The sequence below is a fragment of the Paraburkholderia sp. DHOC27 genome (assembly GCF_003429005.1).
Classification (GTDB): Bacteria; Pseudomonadota; Gammaproteobacteria; order Burkholderiales; family Burkholderiaceae; genus Paraburkholderia.
The window spans coordinates 159,007-176,920 of record NZ_QVQV01000007.1 but is presented as its reverse complement, the minus strand read 5'-3'; the positions used below and the strand labels follow the sequence as shown (position 1 = coordinate 176,920).

The following is a 17,914-nucleotide window of genomic DNA, read 5'->3' as shown; positions in this document are numbered from 1 at the left end:
CCGACCCGATCTCATGGATATTCAACAAGCAAGCGCGCTGACCTCGAGCGCTGTCACTGCCGCGATTCCGCTCATGTTTGCGGGCGTCGGCGAACTCGTCACCGAAAAATCGGGGGTGCTGAATCTCGGCGTGGAAGGGATGATGCTGATGGGCGCCGTCACCGGCTACGCGGTCACCGCCGTGACCGGCGACCCGTGGCTGGGCGTGCTCGCGTCGATTGGCGCGGGGCTCGCCATGTCGCTGCTGTTCGGCTTCCTCACGCTGACCATGCTCGCCAACCAGGTGGCCACCGGTTTGTCGCTGACCATCTTCGGCATCGGACTGTCGGCGTATGTCGGCAAGCCGTACACCTCGGCGGCGGTGCGCGCGACCATCGACGTGTGGACCATTCCGCTGCTCTCGAAGATTCCCGTGCTCGGCGTCGCATTTTTCAGCCTCACGCCGCTCGACTATCTGGCGTTCCTCATGTTCGCCGTGGTCGGCTGGTTTTTGTATCGCACGCGTGCGGGCCTCGTGCTGCGCTCGGTCGGCGAGTCGCCGCAGGTGGCGCACTCGGTCGGCTTTCCCGTGATCGGCGTGCGCTACGGTGCGGTGGCCTTCGGCGGCGGCATGGCGGGACTCGCCGGCGGCTATTACTCGATCGTCAACCTGCATCTCTGGCAGGAGCAACTGACCTCGGGACGCGGCTGGATCGCACTCGCCCTCGTGGTGTTCTCGACCTGGCGTCCGGGGCGTCTGTTGATCGGCGCGTTGCTGTTCGGCGCGGTGACCGGCCTGCAGTTCTACGCCCAGGCGATCGGCGTGCCGGTGCCCACGCAGTTCCTCGCCATGCTGCCGTACGTGGCGACAGTCGTCGTGCTGGTGCTGATTTCGCGCAATCCGAACACCATCCGCCTGAATGCGCCGGCCTCGCTTGGCAAGCCGTTTTTTGCCGCGGGGTAGGTCAGTTACCTGCAACGCAAACGCCCTGACGAATTTCAACAAAGCAGCGAAACAACCATCAAACAACCATCTAACGACGGAGAGAACATGAAGAGAAGAAACCTGCTGACCGCTGCGGCGCTGGGTGCCGTTTCACTGGGCCTCGGCGTCACGCTGTCGCAAGGCGCGCAGGCTGCGGACGCGCCCGGTGTGGCGTTCGTCTACCTGGGCAACCCGGGTGACGCGGGCTGGACCTTCGCGCACGACGCGGGTTCGAAGGAAGCCGAAGCCAAATACGGCAGCAAGATCAAGGTCACGCGCGTCGAAAACGTGCCGGAATCCGCCGACTCGGAACGCGTGTTCCGCGATCTCGCCAACAAGGGCAACAAGATCATCATCGGCACGAGCTTCGGCTACCAGGATTTCGAGCTGAAGGTCGCGAAGGACTTCCCGGACACGGTCTTCCTGCACGCCACCGGCTACAAGAAGGCGCCGAACTTCGGCACCTATGACGTGCGGATGTACCAGGGCGCGTACCTCGCCGGCGTGGCCGCGGGCTACGTGACGAAGACCAACACGCTTGGCTTCGTCGCCTCGGTGCCGATTCCGGAAGTGGTGCGCAATATCAACGCGTACACGCTCGGCGCGCGTTCGGTGAATCCGAAGATTCACACCAAGGTCATCTGGATCAATAGCTGGTTCGATCCGGGCAAGGAAAAACAGGCCGCCGAAACGCTGATCGGGCAGGGCGCGGACGTGCTGCTGCAAAATACCGATTCGAGCGCGACGCTCGCCACGGCATCGGAAAAGCATGTGCATGCGTTTGGCTGGGATTCGGACATGAAGAAGTTTGGTCCGGACGCTCACCTGGGTTCGGTGGTGGGTCATTGGGGCGTGTACTACACGGCGGTGATCCAGCAGGTGCTGGACAACAAGTGGAAGAACGACCCGGTGTGGTGGGGCATTCCGCAGAAAGCCGTCAATCTGGAGGACCTGAATACGTCGGCGATTCCGGCGGCGGGTCAGAAGGACGTGGAGGCGAAGCGCGATCAACTGGCAAGCGGCAAGTGGGACGTGTTCACCGGGCCGATCAAGGACCAGTCCGGTGCCGAGAAAGTGCCCGCGGGCAAGACGCTGGGCGATGCGGATCTGCAGCGTCTGAACTGGTACGTGGAAGGCGTGGACGGTTCGTTGCCGAAGTGACGACGGTGACGTGATGGTGGCGGTGGGAAGGTGCTCCGGCCGCCGCCGCTTTCGCGGCATTTAAAAAGCTGCGCCCAAGGGCGCAGCTTTTTTGCATCCGGCCAATGATCCGACTGACGCGCGATGGCCGACGCGCCGCTCACTATTCGATGCGCAACCCCACCTTGATCGTCACCTGCCAGTGCACGACCTTGTCGCCCTCGATGTGGCCCCGCGTTTCGGTGACTTCGAACCAGTGCAGATTGCGCAGGGTTTTGGACGCTTTTTCAATCGCGGTGCGCACCGCGTCGTCGCTCGACTTCTCCGACGAGCCGGTCAATTCGATCTGCTTGTAGACGTGATCTTTCATCTTCTCCTCCTTCTTCCGGGTTGGTGAAAAAAGTATAGGCAACGGGCCTGCAGCAACGAGCCTTGGGTTGGCCGTGGGTTTGCCTTGGGTTTGCCTTGCGTCTGTCACAAGCTGGCGCACGTCGCATGCCTGCTGTCTTTGCTGCCGGATCAGCCGAAATCAACCCGGCAGAACAACGATCCGGTGCCAAGAGCGCCGCCCGCCGGTCCGGATCCCGCCACAGAAACGCCCCCGAAACGGCCTAACATCTTGATAACCTGCTAAAATATTGGGTTGTTCGCTGCAAACCATCTTCAAAGGACGCGCCGTGCTGTCTACCGCAAATATCACCATGCAATTCGGGCCAAAGCCCCTCTTCGAGAACATCTCGGTCAAATTCGGGGAAGGGAACCGCTATGGCCTGATTGGTGCGAACGGCTGCGGCAAATCCACGTTCATGAAGATTCTGGGGAGCGACCTGGAGCCGAGTTCGGGCAACGTCATGCTGGAACCGAATATCCGCCTCGGTAAGCTGCGCCAGGACCAGTTCGCGTACGAAGACGTGCGCGTGCTCGACGTCGTGATGATGGGCCACACGGAAATGTGGGCTGCCATGACCGAGCGCGACGCGATCTACGCGAACCCGGACGCCACCGACGACGACTACATGCACGCCGCCGAACTCGAAGCCAAGTTCGCCGAATACGACGGCTACACGGCCGAGGCGCGCGCGGGCGAACTCCTGCTCGGCATTGGCATTGCCATCGAAGACCACAACGGCCCGATGAGCAACGTGGCGCCGGGCTGGAAGCTGCGCGTGCTGCTCGCGCAGGCGCTGTTTTCGAAGCCGGACGTGCTGCTGCTGGACGAGCCGACCAACAACCTGGACATCAACTCGATCCGTTGGCTGGAAGACATGCTCAACCAGTACAACTCGACGATGATCATCATCTCGCACGATCGACACTTCCTGAATCAGGTCTGCACGCACATGGCAGACATGGACTACGGCACGCTGAAGGTCTATCCGGGCAATTACGACGACTACATGCTGGCCAGCACGCAGGCCCGCGAGCGGCAGCAGAACGCCAACGCCAAGGCGAAGGAACGCGTGGCCGACCTGCAGGACTTCGTGCGCCGCTTCTCGGCCAACAAGTCGAAGGCGCGTCAGGCCACCAGCCGTCTGAAGATGATCGACAAGATCAAGATCGAGGAATTCAAGCCGTCGTCGCGGCAGAACCCGTTCATCCGCTTCGAGTACGAGAAGAAGCTGCACAACATCGCGGTGGTGGCCGACACCATCACGAAGAAGTACGACCGGACGATTTTCCAGAACTTCAGCATCAGCGTGCAGCCGGGCGAGCGCATTGCCATCATCGGCCAGAACGGCGCGGGCAAGACCACGCTGCTGCGCTCGCTGCATGGCGGCGTCAAGACCGATCACGGCTCGGTGAAGTGGGCCGAGAACGCGAATATCGGCTACATGCCGCAAGATACCTACGAAGAGTTTCCTGACGACGTCACGCTGATGGACTGGATTGACGGCTATCGCAAGGAAGGCGACGACGAGCAGATGGTGCGCGGCACGCTGGGCCGGCTGCTCTTCAACGCGGACGACATCCGCAAGTCGGTCAAGGTGCTTTCCGGTGGCGAGAAAGGCCGCATGATCTGGGGCAAGCTGATGCTGGGCCGCCACAACGTGCTGCTGATGGACGAGCCGACCAACCACATGGACATGGAATCCATCGAATCGCTGCAGATCGCGCTCGACAAGTACGAAGGCACGCTGATTTTCGTGTCGCACGACCGCGAGTTCGTGAGCGGCCTGGCGAACCGCATCATCGAGGTGCGTTCGGACGGCACGCTGTATGACTTTGGCGGCAACTACGAGGACTTCCTCGCGAGCCAGGGCGTGCAGTAATACGACTGCGTCGCTGCGTCGTAGTGGTACTGATGTCGATGTGATTGCGTTGCACCCGATACGCCCACAGACCGGTTCAGGTCTTTGGGTGCAACGCAAGTTTCGAAGTTTTTCCCTTTAGTTTCCCTGTGGTTCGCTTCACTCCTTCCGCTGTTCTCGCTTTTCCATCTCTTTCCAGTAAGTGACCTCGGCGCCGGCCGCAGGCGTCTCTTCATTCGTCTTGCGCGTGTCCCTGGACAAAGCTCTCTTACATAGCTTTCTGTCCTGGTCAACGCATCAACTCAATTTGACAAACCCTCTGCGCTTTTCTTGGCCAGGATCAAATTGACCTTGAACTGTCCTTCGTAGAATCCCGCGACGTACACCGTTGTGTGCGTCGCTTGCACGTTGCAAGTTGCAGCAGAACATTGCAGCAGAAATCGGGGGTGACTCAATGAAGAACAGGCAAATATCATGAACATGGGAGTCCTTAAAAACAGGGTGTGGATGCCCCTTGGGGCCGCGTTGACAACCATGTTGGCAACATGTCTTTCCGGGTGCAGCGAGCTTGATGTGCTCGACCCGAAAGGCAGCGTCGGCGCCGCGGAAAAAACGCTGATCGGTACGGCAACCTTCACGATGCTGATCGTCGTGGTGCCGGTGATCCTCATGACGCTGTGGTTCGCATGGCGTTACCGCGCCAGCAATCGCCGCGCAACCTACGCGCCCAAATGGGCGCATTCCACCGCAATCGAAGTCGTTATCTGGACGGTACCGTCCATCATCATCCTGTGCCTCGGCATCCTGACGTGGAATACCACGCACGACCTCGATCCGTACAAGCCGCTCAAATCGTCGGTCAAGCCTATCAACGTGGAAGTGGTGGCGCTCGACTGGAAATGGCTCTTCATTTATCCGGATCTCGGCATTGCTTCGGTGAATCAGGTGGCTTTCCCGGTCGGCACGCCGGTCAATTTTCGGATCACCTCGGACTCGGTCATGAACTCATTCTTCATTCCGCGTTTGGGCAGCCAGATCTATGCGATGGCAGGCATGCAGACGCGCTTGCATCTGATCGCGGACCACGCGGGCGACTTCGCCGGCGTATCCGCCAATTTCAGCGGCAAGGGCTTTTCGGACATGAAATTCCGCGCACTCGCGCAAAGCCCGCAACAGTTCGATGCCTGGGTGCAAAACGTCAAGGCATCGCCGGGCCGGCTCGACATGAACGAATACAACACCGTCTCGCAGCCTAGCGAGAAAGATCCCGTCCAGTACTTCGCCTCGGTCGATCCGAAGCTGTTCCACAACATCATCGCGAAGTACAACAACGGCCACGTTCTGGATCTGCAGAACGAAAATTGCAGCACGACGAGGTAATTCATGTTCGGAAAACTGACACTATCGGCGATTCCGTTCGATCAGCCCATCATCATGGGTGCGGGGGCCGTGATGGTACTCCTCGTGCTCGCCGTAGCGGGCGCGTTGACGTGGTCCGGCAAATGGAAGTGGCTGTGGAGCGAGTGGCTCACCAGCGTCGATCACAAGAAGATTGGCGTGATGTACATCGTAGTGGCCGTGCTCATGCTGCTGCGCGGCTTCGTGGACGCCGTCATGATGCGGCTGCAACTGGCGCTGGCTTACCATTCGCCGGGCTATCTGCCGCCACATCACTACGATCAGATCTTCACGGCCCACGGCGTCATCATGATTTTCTTCATGGCAATGGCGCTCATGGTGGGCCTGTTCAACCTGATCGTGCCGTTGCAGGTCGGTGCGCGAGACGTGGCGTTCCCGTTCCTGAACTCGCTTTCGTTCTGGATGACGGCGATCAGCGCGATCCTCATCAACCTGTCTCTGGTAATTGGCGAGTTCGCGCAAACCGGCTGGCTGGCGTATCCGCCGCTCTCCGAGTTGCAATTCAGTCCGGGCGTCGGGGTCGACTACTACATCTGGAGTCTGCAGCTCTCGGGTGTCGGCACGCTGATCACTGCCATCAACTTCTTCGTGACCATCATCCGCATGCGCGCACCTGGCATGACGCTGATGAAGATGCCGGTGTTCACGTGGACGGCGCTGTGCTCTAACGTCCTGATCATGGCCACGTTCCCGATTCTGACCATCGCGCTGGCGTTGCTCGGTCTCGACCGTTACCTCGGCATGCATTTCTTCACCAACGATGCCGGTGGCAATGCGATGGTGTACCTGAACCTGATCTGGGCATGGGGTCACCCCGAAGTGTACATCCTGGTTCTGCCGGCCTTCGGTATCTATTCGGAAGTCATCGCCACCTTCGCGAAAAAGCCGCTGTTTGGCTATCGCACGATGGTGTACGCGTCGTGCGTGATCACGGTGCTGGCCTTTCTCGTGTGGCTGCATCACTTCTTCACGATGGGTTCGGGTGCGGATGTCAACGCCTTCTTCGGCATTATGACCATGGTCATTGCAATTCCGACCGGCGTGAAAGTGTTCAACTGGCTGTTCACCATCTACCGTGGCCGCCTGGAATTTACCGCACCGGTGCTGTGGACGATCGGCTTCATGATTACCTTCACGATCGGCGGCATGACCGGCGTGATGATGGCCATTCCCGGCGCCGACTTCGTGCTGCACAACAGCCTGTTCCTGATCGCGCACTTCCATAACGCGATCATCGGCGGGGTGGTGTTCGGTTATCTGGCCGGTGTGCATTACTGGTTCCCCAAGGTGTTTGGTTTCAAGCTGAACGAAAAGCTCGGCAAGGCCGCGTTCTGGTTCTGGTTCGTCGGCTTCTATGTGTCGTTCATGCCGCTTTATGTGCTGGGCTTCATGGGCATGACGCGCCGTCTGAATCACTACGACAATCCGGCATGGCATCCGTGGCTGATCATCGCCGCATGTGGGGTGGCATTGATCGCGCTTGGAGTGGTGTGTCAGGTGCTGCAGGTCATCGTCAGCGTGCGTAACCGCAATTTGCCGGCTTACCGCGATACGACGGGCGACCCGTGGAATGGCCGCACGCTGGAGTGGGCGACCTCGTCGCCGCCGCCGGTGTACAACTTCGCGACGATTCCGGTCGTGCACGAACTCGATGCCTTCGCTCACATGAAGGAGAGCGGCCAGGGCCTGGGCAAGACGGTGGTGTATCGCGAGATTCATATGCCTTCGAATACCAGTGCGGGCTTCTTTATCGGTGTGTTTAGTCTGCTGCTGGGCTTTGCCGGCGTGTGGCACATCACGTGGCTCGCGGTGCTGGGTCTCATCGGCATCATGGCAACGGTGATCGGCCGCAGCTTTGGCAACAACGACGGCTACTACCTGTCGGCGGAAACGGTCCGGGCGACCGAAGAGAAAAATGGAGCGGCGGCGCTCATGAAACGTGAAAACGTCCGTGCCCCTGCGGAGGTCAACTGATGCTGCAAAAGACTAATTTCGCCAACCTGGCCGAACTCGAGAGCGAGCACGCTCCGTCGCACTCGGTCTTCGGGTTCTGGCTGTACCTGATGACCGACTGCGTGCTGTTCGCGTCGCTCTTCGCTGTGTTTGCCGTGATGTCGCAACAGTTCGCGGGTGGGCCGTCGGGCAAGGATCTGTTCGACATTCCGGGCGTCGCCATGGAAACCGCGGTGCTGCTGCTAAGCAGTATCACCTACGGCTTCGCCATGCTCGGTGCTCACAAGCGCAAATCCGGCGTGGTGCTCGGCTGGTTGGCGGTCACCTTTGTACTGGGCCTCGCGTTTCTCTATTTCGAGCTGAACGAGTTCTCGCATCTGATCGCCGAAGGCGCAGGTCCGAGCCGTAGCGCGTTCCTGTCGTCGTTCTTCACGCTGGTGGGCACCCACGGGCTGCACGTCACCGTGGGTCTGATCTGGATGGTGGTGCTGGCAGTGCAGATCGTACTCAAGCCCGAACTGTCCGAACGTGAGATCACGCGCCTTGCCTGTCTGAGCCTGTTTTGGCACTTCCTCGACATCGTATGGATCTGCGTGTTTTCGTTTGTCTATCTTGGGAGCGTGATCTAAATGGCGCATACGCAATCGCTTCACGAAGAAGAGGCGCACGGCAGCCTGTCGGGGTACATCGTTGGATTCGTGCTGGCCGTGCTGTTGACGGCTGCGTCGTTCGGGCTGGTCATGTCTGGCCTGGTGCCGCCGCAGTCGGCCATGCTGGTGCTGGCGGTGCTCGCGCTCGTGCAGATCGTCGTGCACCTGGTGTTCTTCCTGCATCTGAACACGTCCTCGGGACAGCGGTGGAATGTGATGGCGCTTTGCTATACCGCCATCGCAGCGGTCATTCTCATCGGCGGCACCGTATGGGTGATGCATAACGTGAGCATGAATATGATGTCCCGATGAGTCATGCGTGATCGGTGGTCAAGTCGATCTGCGGTTTAGCCGTAAAGGAACCGCCCGCGTCCAAAGGATGCCGGGCGGCGCCATGCGGCTACTTTATGCCGCACGCCGACACAAAAGGCGCGCCCGCTGTGGCGCGCCTTTTTTTGATCTATCGCAATACGCGCATCGCACCATTAGCGACTATCCATGTTTTACCTCATCAAAGCGGACCTCCATGTTGTCATCTCATTCTTTTGCGCCGCTCGTCATACGCGGGCGTTCCCTGTTACCGATCGTTCAGGGCGGCATGGGGGTCGGCATTTCGGCCCACCGGCTGGCCGGTAGCGTGGCTCAAGAAGGCGCGATGGGCACGATTGCCAGCATTGATCTGCGCCACCATCACGCGGATCTGATCGAGGTGTGCCGCGCGAATCCAGATCGGGCCACGCTCGAGCGGGCGAACCTCACGGCGCTTACCCGTGAGATTCATGCCGCCCGCGAATTGAGCGCGGGGCGCGGCATGATCGCCGTCAACGTGATGAAGGCGGTCAACGCGCACGCCGACTACGTGAAAGTGGCGTGCGAGAGCGGCGCAGATGCCATCGTGATGGGCGCGGGTCTGCCGCTCGATTTGCCCGATATGACGCAAGGCCACGACATCGCCTTGATTCCCATTCTCTCGGACAGCCGCGGCATTGCCCTGGTGCTGAAGAAGTGGATTAAAAAAGGCCGCCTGCCCGATGCCATCGTGATCGAGCATCCTGCGCATGCGGGCGGCCATCTGGGCGTCACCAATCTCGCCGACATGAACGACCCGCGTTTCGACTTCGCGCGCGTGCTGCGGGAAGTGGAGGAGATTTTTGCCTCGCTCGGCCTGAGCCGCCAGCAGGTGCCGCTGATCGTCGCGGGTGGCATCAACAGTCACGAGGCCGTTCGTACGTGTCTCGCGGCTGGCGCGAATGGTGTGCAGATCGGCACGCCGTTCGCGGTGACGGAGGAGGGTGATGCGCACCCCAACTTCAAGCGCGTGCTGGTCGAGGCGAGGCCCGAGGACATCGTCGAATTCGTCAGCGTGACCGGCCTGCCGGCTCGCGCGGTCAAGACGCCGTGGCTCACACGTTATCTGCGCAACGAAAGCCGTATTCGCGACAAAATCGGTGCGCTGAAAAACGTCTGCCCGACGGCACTGGAATGTCTGAGCGTGTGCGGCCTGCGTGATGGCATCGAGAAGTTCGGTCACTTCTGCATTGATACACGCCTTGCCGCTGCGTTGCGTGGCGATGTCGCAAACGGCCTGTTTTTCCGGGGTCGCGAGAGCTTGCCATTTGGCAACGCGATTCGCAGCGTGCACGACCTGATCGAGTTGCTGCTGACGGGTGTGGCGCGACCGGCTGTCGCAGGTCGATGGACGTTTTCGCTCGGTTGATCCCAGTCAAGCCAAGGCGCATTCAGACCTTCGACAATCTTCGCCACGTTTATCAACAACGGGGAACGAGATGAAGACCAGAATGAAACAAGGCGCCAAGTCAGCCATCGCCGCAGCCTGTGTGCTGGGCATGGGCTTGGGGATGTCGCAGGCCTATGCAGCCGGCACTGACAGTATCGACGGTATCCATGCGGGCGATGTGCTCGTGCGTTTGCGCGCGATCAGCATCATCCCGAACGTCGAAACCACCAACACGCTCTCGGCACTCCAGGTGGGTGTCAACAACGCGATCGTCCCGGAACTGGATCTGACTTACATGATCCGCGACTACCTCGGGGTCGAGCTGATTCTCGGCACGTCGCGGCATCAGGTGACGTCGAACCTCGGCAATCTGGGTGGCGTGAACGTGTTGCCGCCCACGCTGTTGCTCCAGTATCACTTCAACCATCAGGGGCGCATCAGACCATACCTGGGCGCGGGCCTGAACTATACGTATTTCTATAACAACGGTCTGAGCGCAGGTGGCGAGCCTGTTTCAATCACCAACCATAGCTTTGGACCGGCGGTGCAGGCCGGCGTCGATGTGCAGGTTACGAAGACGTTCTTCGTCAACGCCGACATCAAGAAGATCTGGATGCACACGGACGCGTCGCTCGGCGGTCAGGCACTGGGTCGGTTGAGTATCGATCCAGTCGTGGTGGGGCTGGGTGTCGGGATGAAGTTCTAGACGTCACATCGCCGCGTGCTGAGTTGCGTCAGCGGCATGCATGAGGCGTGCCGCCCTCGACGCAACCGCGACGCAACTGCGATGCAGTTCGACAAAACAAAAACGCCGGTATCCCCGGCGTTTTTTTTGGGGCCTACGCGCTGGCATGAAGGTCAGCGTGAACACGCCCACAGTGCACGGCTGCGCAACTTACAGGTGGTCGTTCTTGAACCGCATCGCCGTACCTTCCTGCTCGATACGCGTCCAGACCGCACGCTTCTCCTCGTCGCTCAGAAACACCCAGTTCGATACCTCAGTGGCCGTGCGTCCGCAGCCTTTGCAGACTTCATCGAACAACGTGGAACACACGCCGATGCAAGGGCTGTCGGGCAGTGCGTGGAGATTCGAAGCCATCGGGGACCTTGATTCGGAAAGCGGAAAGTGTCGCTATGTTAACCGATGCGGCGTCACAGTCCGGTTTTGCCCGGGGTCGGCGCAGGGTTGCTGGAGGCCAGCGCATGGTTCAAGCGCGAGCTGAAAGTCCTGACCGGCGAGACGGCGAAAGCCGTAAGCCGAATGCATCCCGCACGCGAATGATTACAAAATGCCTTCGTTCTGGGCGTGATCGCCCATCGCAGCGTGTCCATTCCTCGGCGTGCCTCGCGCAATGAAAGCCAATCGAATGGATACCAGGACGTCCAGCCCAGCACATGTTTCACATCATCTGGGACGCAACCTCAAGCAAAGCAAACCGACACCGGCAGCGCTTTCGCGGCAAACACCATCTCCGCCGCTGAAATCCCGCAGCCTTCCGCCTTGCCCTGTAGCAGAAGATTTTTTCCCAGTGGACATACGGTGATAAGTCGCTAAAATTGCGCGCAATTTTGTGTCAAGGCTGTGCGCGTCGCGACCGCCGCATTGGGATCTCGCTGTACCCTTTGCGCGACATCGTGGCATTTTTTTTGAAGCGCGCAATAATTAGTGGTAGTTTTCGGGTTTTTCAGGGGAGCCGTGGGCGGCGCGCTGCGGCACGTGGTGTGGACGGTCGGGCTGGATCGAACAGAATCGGAGAGACGGGATGAAAAAACTGGTGGTGAGCCAACTCGCGGCGCTCGTGCTGTGTGCCACGCCGTGGTTGACGGCGGCGGCAAAAGATACGCAATTGAACGTGTATAACTGGTCCGACTACATCGCCAAGGACACAATCCCGAACTTCACCAAGCAGACCGGCGTCCAGGTCAAATACGACAACTATGACAGCGACGACACGCTGCAGGCCAAGTTGCTGACCGGTAATTCTGGCTATGACATCGTCGTGCCGACCAGCAACTACGCCGGCAAGCAGATCGCCGCGGGCATCTTCGCGCCGCTCGACAAGTCGAAGCTGCCCAACCTGAAATACCTCGATCCGTCGCTGATGGCGCTCGTCGCCGGCGCGGATCCGGGCAACAAATACGTGGTGCCCTGGGCGTATGGCACGACCGGTCTTGCGTACAACGTCACGAAGGTTCAGCAGATCCTCGGCAAAAACGCGCCGCTCGATAACTGGGACATGCTGTTCAAACCGGAAAACATTTCGAAGCTGAAGGCATGCGGCGTGTCCGTGCTCGACGCGCCGGACCAGATGTTTGCGGCCGCGCTGCATTACATCGGCAAAGATCCGATGAGCACGAACCCGGCGGATTACCACGCCGCGCTCGACATGATGAAGAAGATCCGCCCGTACATCACGCAGTTCAACTCGTCCGGGTACATCAACGACCTGGTGGGCGGCGACGTGTGTTTTGCATACGGCTGGTCGGGTGACGTGGTGATCGCGAAGCATCGCGCTGCCGAAGCGAAGAAGCCGTACAAGATCGAGTACTACATTCCGAAGGGCGGCGCACCGGTCTGGTTCGACGTGATGGCGATTCCGAAGGACGCGAAGAACAAGGAAGCCGCGCTCGAATGGATCAACTACATCGAAACGCCGCAGGTCCACGCCGCGATTACCAACGAAGTCTATTATCCGAGCGCGAACCTCGAAGCCCGCAAGTACGTCGACAAGGACGTGGCTGACGATCCGGCCGTGTACCCGTCGCCTGAAGTCATCAAGACGCTGTTCCTGCTGAAGCCGTTGCCGGCAGAGATCCAGCGCCTGCAAACCCGACTGTGGACTGAATTCAAGTCGGGTCGCTAAAGCCTGCGGCCTCGGTGACCGCAAGCCAGGCTCCATCCACAAGCCCCCGGTGTCCACCGGGGGCTTTGTTCGTCAAACGCGAGAGTGAAGTAGCACATCATGAGCAGTGACCAGTCGGGCGTGCTGGCAGGGGCCGGCGCGCCGCCCTCGGGCAACCCCATCGTTGCAGACAGTGCAGCGGAAAACTTCGTGCAGATCGTCGATGTCGTCAAGAAGTTCGGCGAGACCGTGGCGGTCAAGCAGGTGAGCCTGTCGGTTCGCAAGGGCGAACTGTTTGCGCTGCTCGGTAGTTCCGGCTGTGGCAAGTCGACGCTGCTGCGCATGCTGGCCGGTCTGGAAACGGTGACCTCGGGCAAGATCCTGATCGACGGCGAAGACCTCGCGCAGATGCCGCCGTATCGTCGCCCGACCAACATGATGTTTCAGTCCTACGCGCTGTTTCCGCACATGACAGTGGAAGCGAACGTGGCGTTCGGGCTGAAGCAGGAAGGGGTGGCCAAGGCGGAACTGCAGGACCGTGTGCAGACCGTGCTGGATCTGGTGCAGATGGGGCGCTTTGCCAAACGCAAGCCGCATCAGCTTTCCGGCGGCCAGCAGCAGCGCGTGGCGCTCGCGCGCAGCCTCGTCAAGCGTCCGAAACTGCTCTTGCTCGACGAGCCGATGTCCGCGCTCGACAAACAGATCCGCCAACGCACACAGATCGAACTGGTCAACATTCTCGACAAGGTCGGCGTGACCTGCATCATGGTGACGCACGATCAGGAAGAGGCGATGACGATGGCGGGGCGGCTCGCCGTGATGAGCGAAGGCGAGATCGTCCAACTCGGCACGCCGCATGAAGTCTACGAATATCCGAACAGCCGCTTCTCGGCCGAGTTCATTGGCTCGACCAACCTGTTCGACGGCAACGTGGTGGAGGACGAGCCGGACCACGTGTTCGTCGAGACGCCGGACCTGCCGGTGCGCCTGTACGTGAATCACGGCATTACCGGGCCGCTCGGCATGCCCGTGACCATCTCGGTACGGCCCGAGCGCATCGCGCTCACCCGCAAGCCGCCCGAGGGCGCGTACAACTGGGGCCGGGGCACCGTCACCAACATTGCGTACATGGGTGGCTACTCGCTGTATCACGTGAAACTGGACAGCGGCAAGACCGTGGTGGCGAACGTGACGAGCCTCGCGCTCTCCGAGATTGAATCGCCCACATGGGATGACGAGGTATATGTGCGCTGGAGCGCGTCCGCGGGCGTGGTGCTGACGTCATGAAGCACGCCTTGACCGCATTCGCGACGTGGCCGGTTCGCCGTTTCGGGCTGACCGGGCGCACGGCGGTGGTGGCTGGCCCGTTCATCTGGCTGCTGCTGTTTTTCCTCGTGCCGTTCCTGCTGGTGGTGAAGATCAGCTTTGCCGACCTGCAAATGGGCATTCCGCCGTACACGGAACTGACCAGCATTCAGGACGGCGTGTTGCATATCGCGCTGGACTTTTCGCACTACGCGTTTCTGCTGACGGACAGCCTGTACTTCGCGACGTATGTGAATTCGGTAGTGGTGGCAGCCGTTTCCACGCTGCTATGTTTGCTGCTGGGTTATCCGATGGCGTATTACATTGCGCGCTCGAATCCGGGCAGTCGCAACATTTTGATGATGGCCGTGATGCTGCCGTTCTGGACGTCGTTTCTGATTCGCGTGTATGCGTGGATCGGCATTCTGAAGAACAACGGATTGCTGAATAACTTCCTGATGTCGATTGGCCTGATCCATACACCGATCGAGCTGTATCACACGAATATCGCGGTTTATATCGGCATGGTGTATTCGTATTTGCCGTTTCTCGTCATGCCGCTATACGCGCACCTCGTGAAAATGGATATGACCTTGCTGGAGGCTGCTTACGATCTCGGTGCGAAGCCGTGGCGGGCATTCTGGCAAATCACCTTGCCGCTGTCGAAGAACGGCATTATCGCAGGATGCCTGCTGGTGTTTATTCCGGCAGTGGGCGAATACGTGATTCCGGAGTTACTGGGCGGCGCCAATACGCTCATGATTGGTCGCGTCATGTGGAATGAGTTCTTCAATAATGCCGACTGGCCGATGGCTTCGGCGGTGACGTGCGCGATGGTGTTGCTGTTGCTCGTGCCGATGGCGTTTTTCCAGTATGCGCAGGCAAAGGCGCTGGAGGAGCGGCAACGATGAAGCCGAATCGCATCCTGCAACTGATTGCGCTTGGAATTGGCTTTCTGTTTTTGTATATCCCGATTGTGAGTCTGGTGGTGTATTCGTTCAACGAGTCACAACTGGTCACGGTGTGGACGCGTTTTTCGACGCGCTGGTATCAGGCGCTGCTCGAAGACGACGAACTGATCGCCGCGGCGTGGCTGTCGTTGCGGATCGGTTTGATGACCGCATTTGCGTCGGTATTTATCGGCACGTGGGCGGGTTTCGTGCTGGCGCGGATGGGGCGCTTCCGGGGCTTTACGCTGTTTTCGGGGATGATCAATGCGCCGTTGGTGATTCCTGAAGTGATTCAGGGGATTTCGCTGCTGCTCCTGTTCATCGAAATGGCGAAATGGCTGGGCTGGCCGGCGGGGCGCGGATTTGTGACGATCTGGATCGGCCATGTGATGCTGTGCATTTCGTATGTGGCGATCATCGTGCAATCGCGGGTGCGGGAACTGCACCCTTCGCTTGAAGAAGCAGCGCTGGATCTTGGGGCAACGCCGTTGCGGGTGTTTTTCTTCATTACGTTGCCGTTGATTTCGCAGGCTTTGGTGGCTGGGTGGTTGCTGTCGTTTACGCTTTCTATTGATGATCTCGTGTTGTCGGCGTTTTTGTCGGGGCCGGGGTCGACTACGTTGCCGTTGGTGGTTTTCTCGCGGGTAAGGTTGGGGTTGAATCCGGAGATGAATGCGTTGGCGACGTTGTTTATTGCGGTGGTGACTGTTGGGGTGGTGGTGGCGAATTATTTTGTGCAGCGGGGGGAGAGGAAGAGGATGGAGATGGTGATTTAGTTTTTTTTTTGCCTTCCAGGCGGGTTTGTTGTTTTGGCCTTTTGTTGTTTTTATTTTGGCCTTTCCTTGTTTTTTTAGTGGTCTGTTGCCTTTCCTTGCATTCGTATTGGTTTATTTGCGTTGCCCCTGTGCGGGGCGGCACCTACTTTCTTTGCCGCCGCAAAGAAAGTAGGCAAAGAAAGCGGGCTCAAACCGCCAGCTTTTAGGTGTCTCCCTCGCTACTCTCGCAGCATTGGTCCGAGACGAGACGATCTCCCGCATTTCTGATCTCAGTGACCAGGCAGTCATCCGCTCCAGCGTCGCGCTTCGCGCCCCGCCGCACGGCACAACCTCATGTCGCCACCCAATCCTCGTCTGCTCAACCAGTATCTTCGTTAAAAAAGTCGTCACGAATATGGTTCGGAATCCTACTAGATATTCCATAGACCAGGCCAATGGCCGCTTTTTCCAGAGCAAACCCGACCGCGACGCACGGAGTGCGGAGTGGGATGAATGAGTGCTGTGTCACAGGGATTGGAGGGGCGAGGGACGGTCTTGTCTCGGACCAATACCGCGGGAGCGGCGAGGGAGACACCTACGAGCTGGCGGTTTGAGCCCGCTTTCTTTTGCCTACTTTTCTTTGCGGCCGGCAAAGAAAAGTAGGTGCCGCCCCGCACAGGGGCAACGCAAATAGTCCAAAGACAAAACAAGGAAAGGCCAAAGACAAAACAAGGAAAGACCAACACCGAAGGCCAACACGAGCAGGCGCCCGCAGAGGCAACGCAAATCACCAACAAAGCCAGTTAAGATACCCCCACTTATCATCAGACCCAGAAGTAAAAAATGCCGCACATCACCGTGCTCTTCACCGGCTGGCAACAACTCTACCAACTGTGGGAGCTAATCCTGATGGCATTGAAATTCCTATGGGACGTACTGCGATTCCTCGGCGGCGGAGGTGGAGGTTAACCACCCAAACCCCCCGCAGCGCTTAAGTCCAAAAAACAACTCAAATCCTGCATCACCCGCTCGGGTGCCTCCTCCATCGGAATATGCCCCAACCCGTCATACCTCACGAGGCGTGAGCCCGGAATCCTTCGCACAAACTCATCCGCATGCGCCGGCGGTATCCACCGATCCTTCGTACCCCAAAGCACCAGCGTCGGCACGTCGAGCGTCTTCAGCACATCCGTATCCAGATCGGCGAAATCCAGCGTCGGCACCATCTTGCCAATCGCCGTCCGTGTACCTTCTCCATGAAAGAACTCGATATAGCGTCGCAACGTCGGCGCCGGTAATCTACGCGGATCGCCGTAGACATTGCGCACCGCGCTCTTGACGATCGCCTCCGGCAGCCACCACGGCGCGCTCATGCGCACCAGCGCGCTGTTGAAAAGCCCTATATAGATAGGCAGTTTCATCGGAAAACCCGCGGCGTCGATCAGCACCAGCCGTTCGACCGCCCCGCGATGCCGCACCGCGTAATCCCACGAAATCAATCCGCCTAGCGAGTTGCCAATCAGCGTCGCCCGCGTAATGCCGAGCGCCTGCATGAAGGTGTCGATGAAGCGTCGGTAGGTCGGCAGATTCATCGTCTCTATCTCGCCGCTCGTCGTGCGCAACGGTCCCGTCACGCCGAACGGCGGCAGGTCGAGGCGGATCACACGGTAGTTGCGCGCCAGTTGCCCCGCCAGCACATCCCACGTGTGCAGTGAGGACGCGAAGCCGTGGATCATCACGATGACTTTGTCGCTGTTGTCGTCGCCGCCTTCGTCGACATAGTGCACGTCGGCGCCCATGATCCCGATGAACTTCGAACCCGGCTGTGTATAGCGGCGCCGTAACTCGGCGCGCGGCACGCTGGTGATACCGAGCCTTGCAGCCAGCGAGCGGCGCGGCAACGCCGCTTGAGTTTCAGAAGCAATGGATTCGAAGCTCGCCATGCGTG

At 59.5% G+C, this 17,914-nt stretch carries 16 protein-coding genes; 13 read left to right on the top strand and 3 right to left on the bottom strand.

Annotation, left to right across the window (positions count from 1 at the left end; genetic code table 11):
* The first annotated feature begins 13 nt into the window (after positions 1-13).
* Entirely contained in the window at positions 14-943 is a 930-nt protein-coding gene (locus D0B32_RS22310; RefSeq protein ID WP_117336475.1) for an ABC transporter permease, read from the top strand.
* A gap of 87 nt (positions 944-1,030) precedes the next feature.
* Positions 1,031-2,125, top strand: a complete 1,095-nt coding sequence (locus D0B32_RS22305) for a BMP family ABC transporter substrate-binding protein (RefSeq protein ID WP_117336474.1) — start codon at positions 1,031-1,033, stop codon at positions 2,123-2,125.
* Between the two features lie 142 nt (positions 2,126-2,267).
* Here D0B32_RS22305 and D0B32_RS22300 read toward each other — a convergent pair whose 3' ends face one another.
* Positions 2,268-2,474: a dodecin gene (locus tag D0B32_RS22300; RefSeq protein WP_117336473.1), complete on the bottom strand. Its 207-nt coding sequence runs from the start codon at positions 2,472-2,474 to the stop codon at positions 2,268-2,270.
* Positions 2,475-2,781: 307 nt separating this feature from the next.
* Here D0B32_RS22300 and D0B32_RS22295 point away from each other — a divergent pair, with 307 nt between their 5' ends.
* From D0B32_RS22295 to D0B32_RS22265, 7 genes are all read left to right on the top strand, one after another.
* On the top strand, positions 2,782-4,374 hold the full coding sequence (locus tag D0B32_RS22295; protein WP_117336790.1) for an ABC-F family ATPase: 1,593 nt from the start codon (positions 2,782-2,784) through the stop codon (positions 4,372-4,374).
* Positions 4,375-4,860: 486 nt separating this feature from the next.
* Positions 4,861-5,733 carry a ubiquinol oxidase subunit II gene (gene cyoA / locus D0B32_RS22290; RefSeq protein WP_181969889.1) on the top strand — a complete coding sequence of 291 codons (873 nt, stop codon included), beginning with the start codon at positions 4,861-4,863 and terminating at the stop codon, positions 5,731-5,733.
* A 3-nt stretch (positions 5,734-5,736) separates the two neighbouring features.
* Positions 5,737-7,746 (top strand): cytochrome o ubiquinol oxidase subunit I, encoded by a 2,010-nt coding sequence (cyoB, locus tag D0B32_RS22285; RefSeq protein WP_117336471.1) that lies wholly within the window; start codon positions 5,737-5,739, stop codon positions 7,744-7,746.
* Positions 7,746-8,354, top strand: coding sequence for a cytochrome o ubiquinol oxidase subunit III (gene cyoC / locus D0B32_RS22280; protein ID WP_117336470.1), 609 nt, complete (start codon positions 7,746-7,748; stop codon positions 8,352-8,354). The genes cyoB and cyoC overlap by 1 nt, the downstream gene beginning before the upstream one ends.
* Positions 8,355-8,687, top strand: a complete 333-nt coding sequence (gene cyoD, locus D0B32_RS22275; protein WP_117336469.1) for a cytochrome o ubiquinol oxidase subunit IV — start codon at positions 8,355-8,357, stop codon at positions 8,685-8,687.
* A gap of 214 nt (positions 8,688-8,901) precedes the next feature.
* A complete protein-coding gene (locus D0B32_RS22270) occupies positions 8,902-10,092 on the top strand; it encodes a nitronate monooxygenase family protein (RefSeq protein WP_117336468.1) in 1,191 nt (396 codons plus the stop codon).
* Positions 10,093-10,174: 82 nt separating this feature from the next.
* Positions 10,175-10,819: an OmpW/AlkL family protein gene (locus D0B32_RS22265; RefSeq protein WP_404935579.1), complete on the top strand. Its 645-nt coding sequence runs from the start codon at positions 10,175-10,177 to the stop codon at positions 10,817-10,819.
* 189 nt (positions 10,820-11,008) lie between these two features.
* Here D0B32_RS22265 and D0B32_RS22260 read toward each other — a convergent pair whose 3' ends face one another.
* On the bottom strand, positions 11,009-11,212 hold the full coding sequence (locus D0B32_RS22260) for a DUF1289 domain-containing protein (RefSeq protein ID WP_117336466.1): 204 nt from the start codon (positions 11,210-11,212) through the stop codon (positions 11,009-11,011).
* A gap of 664 nt (positions 11,213-11,876) precedes the next feature.
* Here D0B32_RS22260 and D0B32_RS22255 point away from each other — a divergent pair.
* The 4 genes from D0B32_RS22255 to D0B32_RS22240 all read left to right on the top strand — a co-directional run bounded on the left by D0B32_RS22255 (position 11,877) and on the right by D0B32_RS22240 (position 15,987).
* Positions 11,877-12,977: a polyamine ABC transporter substrate-binding protein gene (locus D0B32_RS22255; protein WP_117336465.1), complete on the top strand. Its 1,101-nt coding sequence runs from the start codon at positions 11,877-11,879 to the stop codon at positions 12,975-12,977.
* 99 nt (positions 12,978-13,076) lie between these two features.
* Complete coding sequence (locus D0B32_RS22250) at positions 13,077-14,243, top strand: ABC transporter ATP-binding protein (protein WP_181969873.1); 1,167 nt, start codon at positions 13,077-13,079, stop codon at positions 14,241-14,243.
* Entirely contained in the window at positions 14,240-15,172 is a 933-nt protein-coding gene (locus D0B32_RS22245; protein ID WP_117336464.1) for an ABC transporter permease subunit, read from the top strand. The genes D0B32_RS22250 and D0B32_RS22245 overlap by 4 nt, the downstream gene beginning before the upstream one ends.
* Positions 15,169-15,987 (top strand): ABC transporter permease subunit, encoded by an 819-nt coding sequence (locus tag D0B32_RS22240; RefSeq protein ID WP_117336463.1) that lies wholly within the window; start codon positions 15,169-15,171, stop codon positions 15,985-15,987. Before D0B32_RS22245 ends, D0B32_RS22240 begins: the two co-directional genes overlap by 4 nt.
* A 944-nt stretch (positions 15,988-16,931) precedes the next feature.
* On the opposite strand, the gene D0B32_RS22235 is transcribed toward D0B32_RS22240, so the two are convergent.
* Entirely contained in the window at positions 16,932-17,909 is a 978-nt protein-coding gene (locus tag D0B32_RS22235) for an alpha/beta fold hydrolase (RefSeq protein ID WP_117336462.1), read from the bottom strand.
* Positions 17,910-17,914 lie beyond the last annotated feature (5 nt).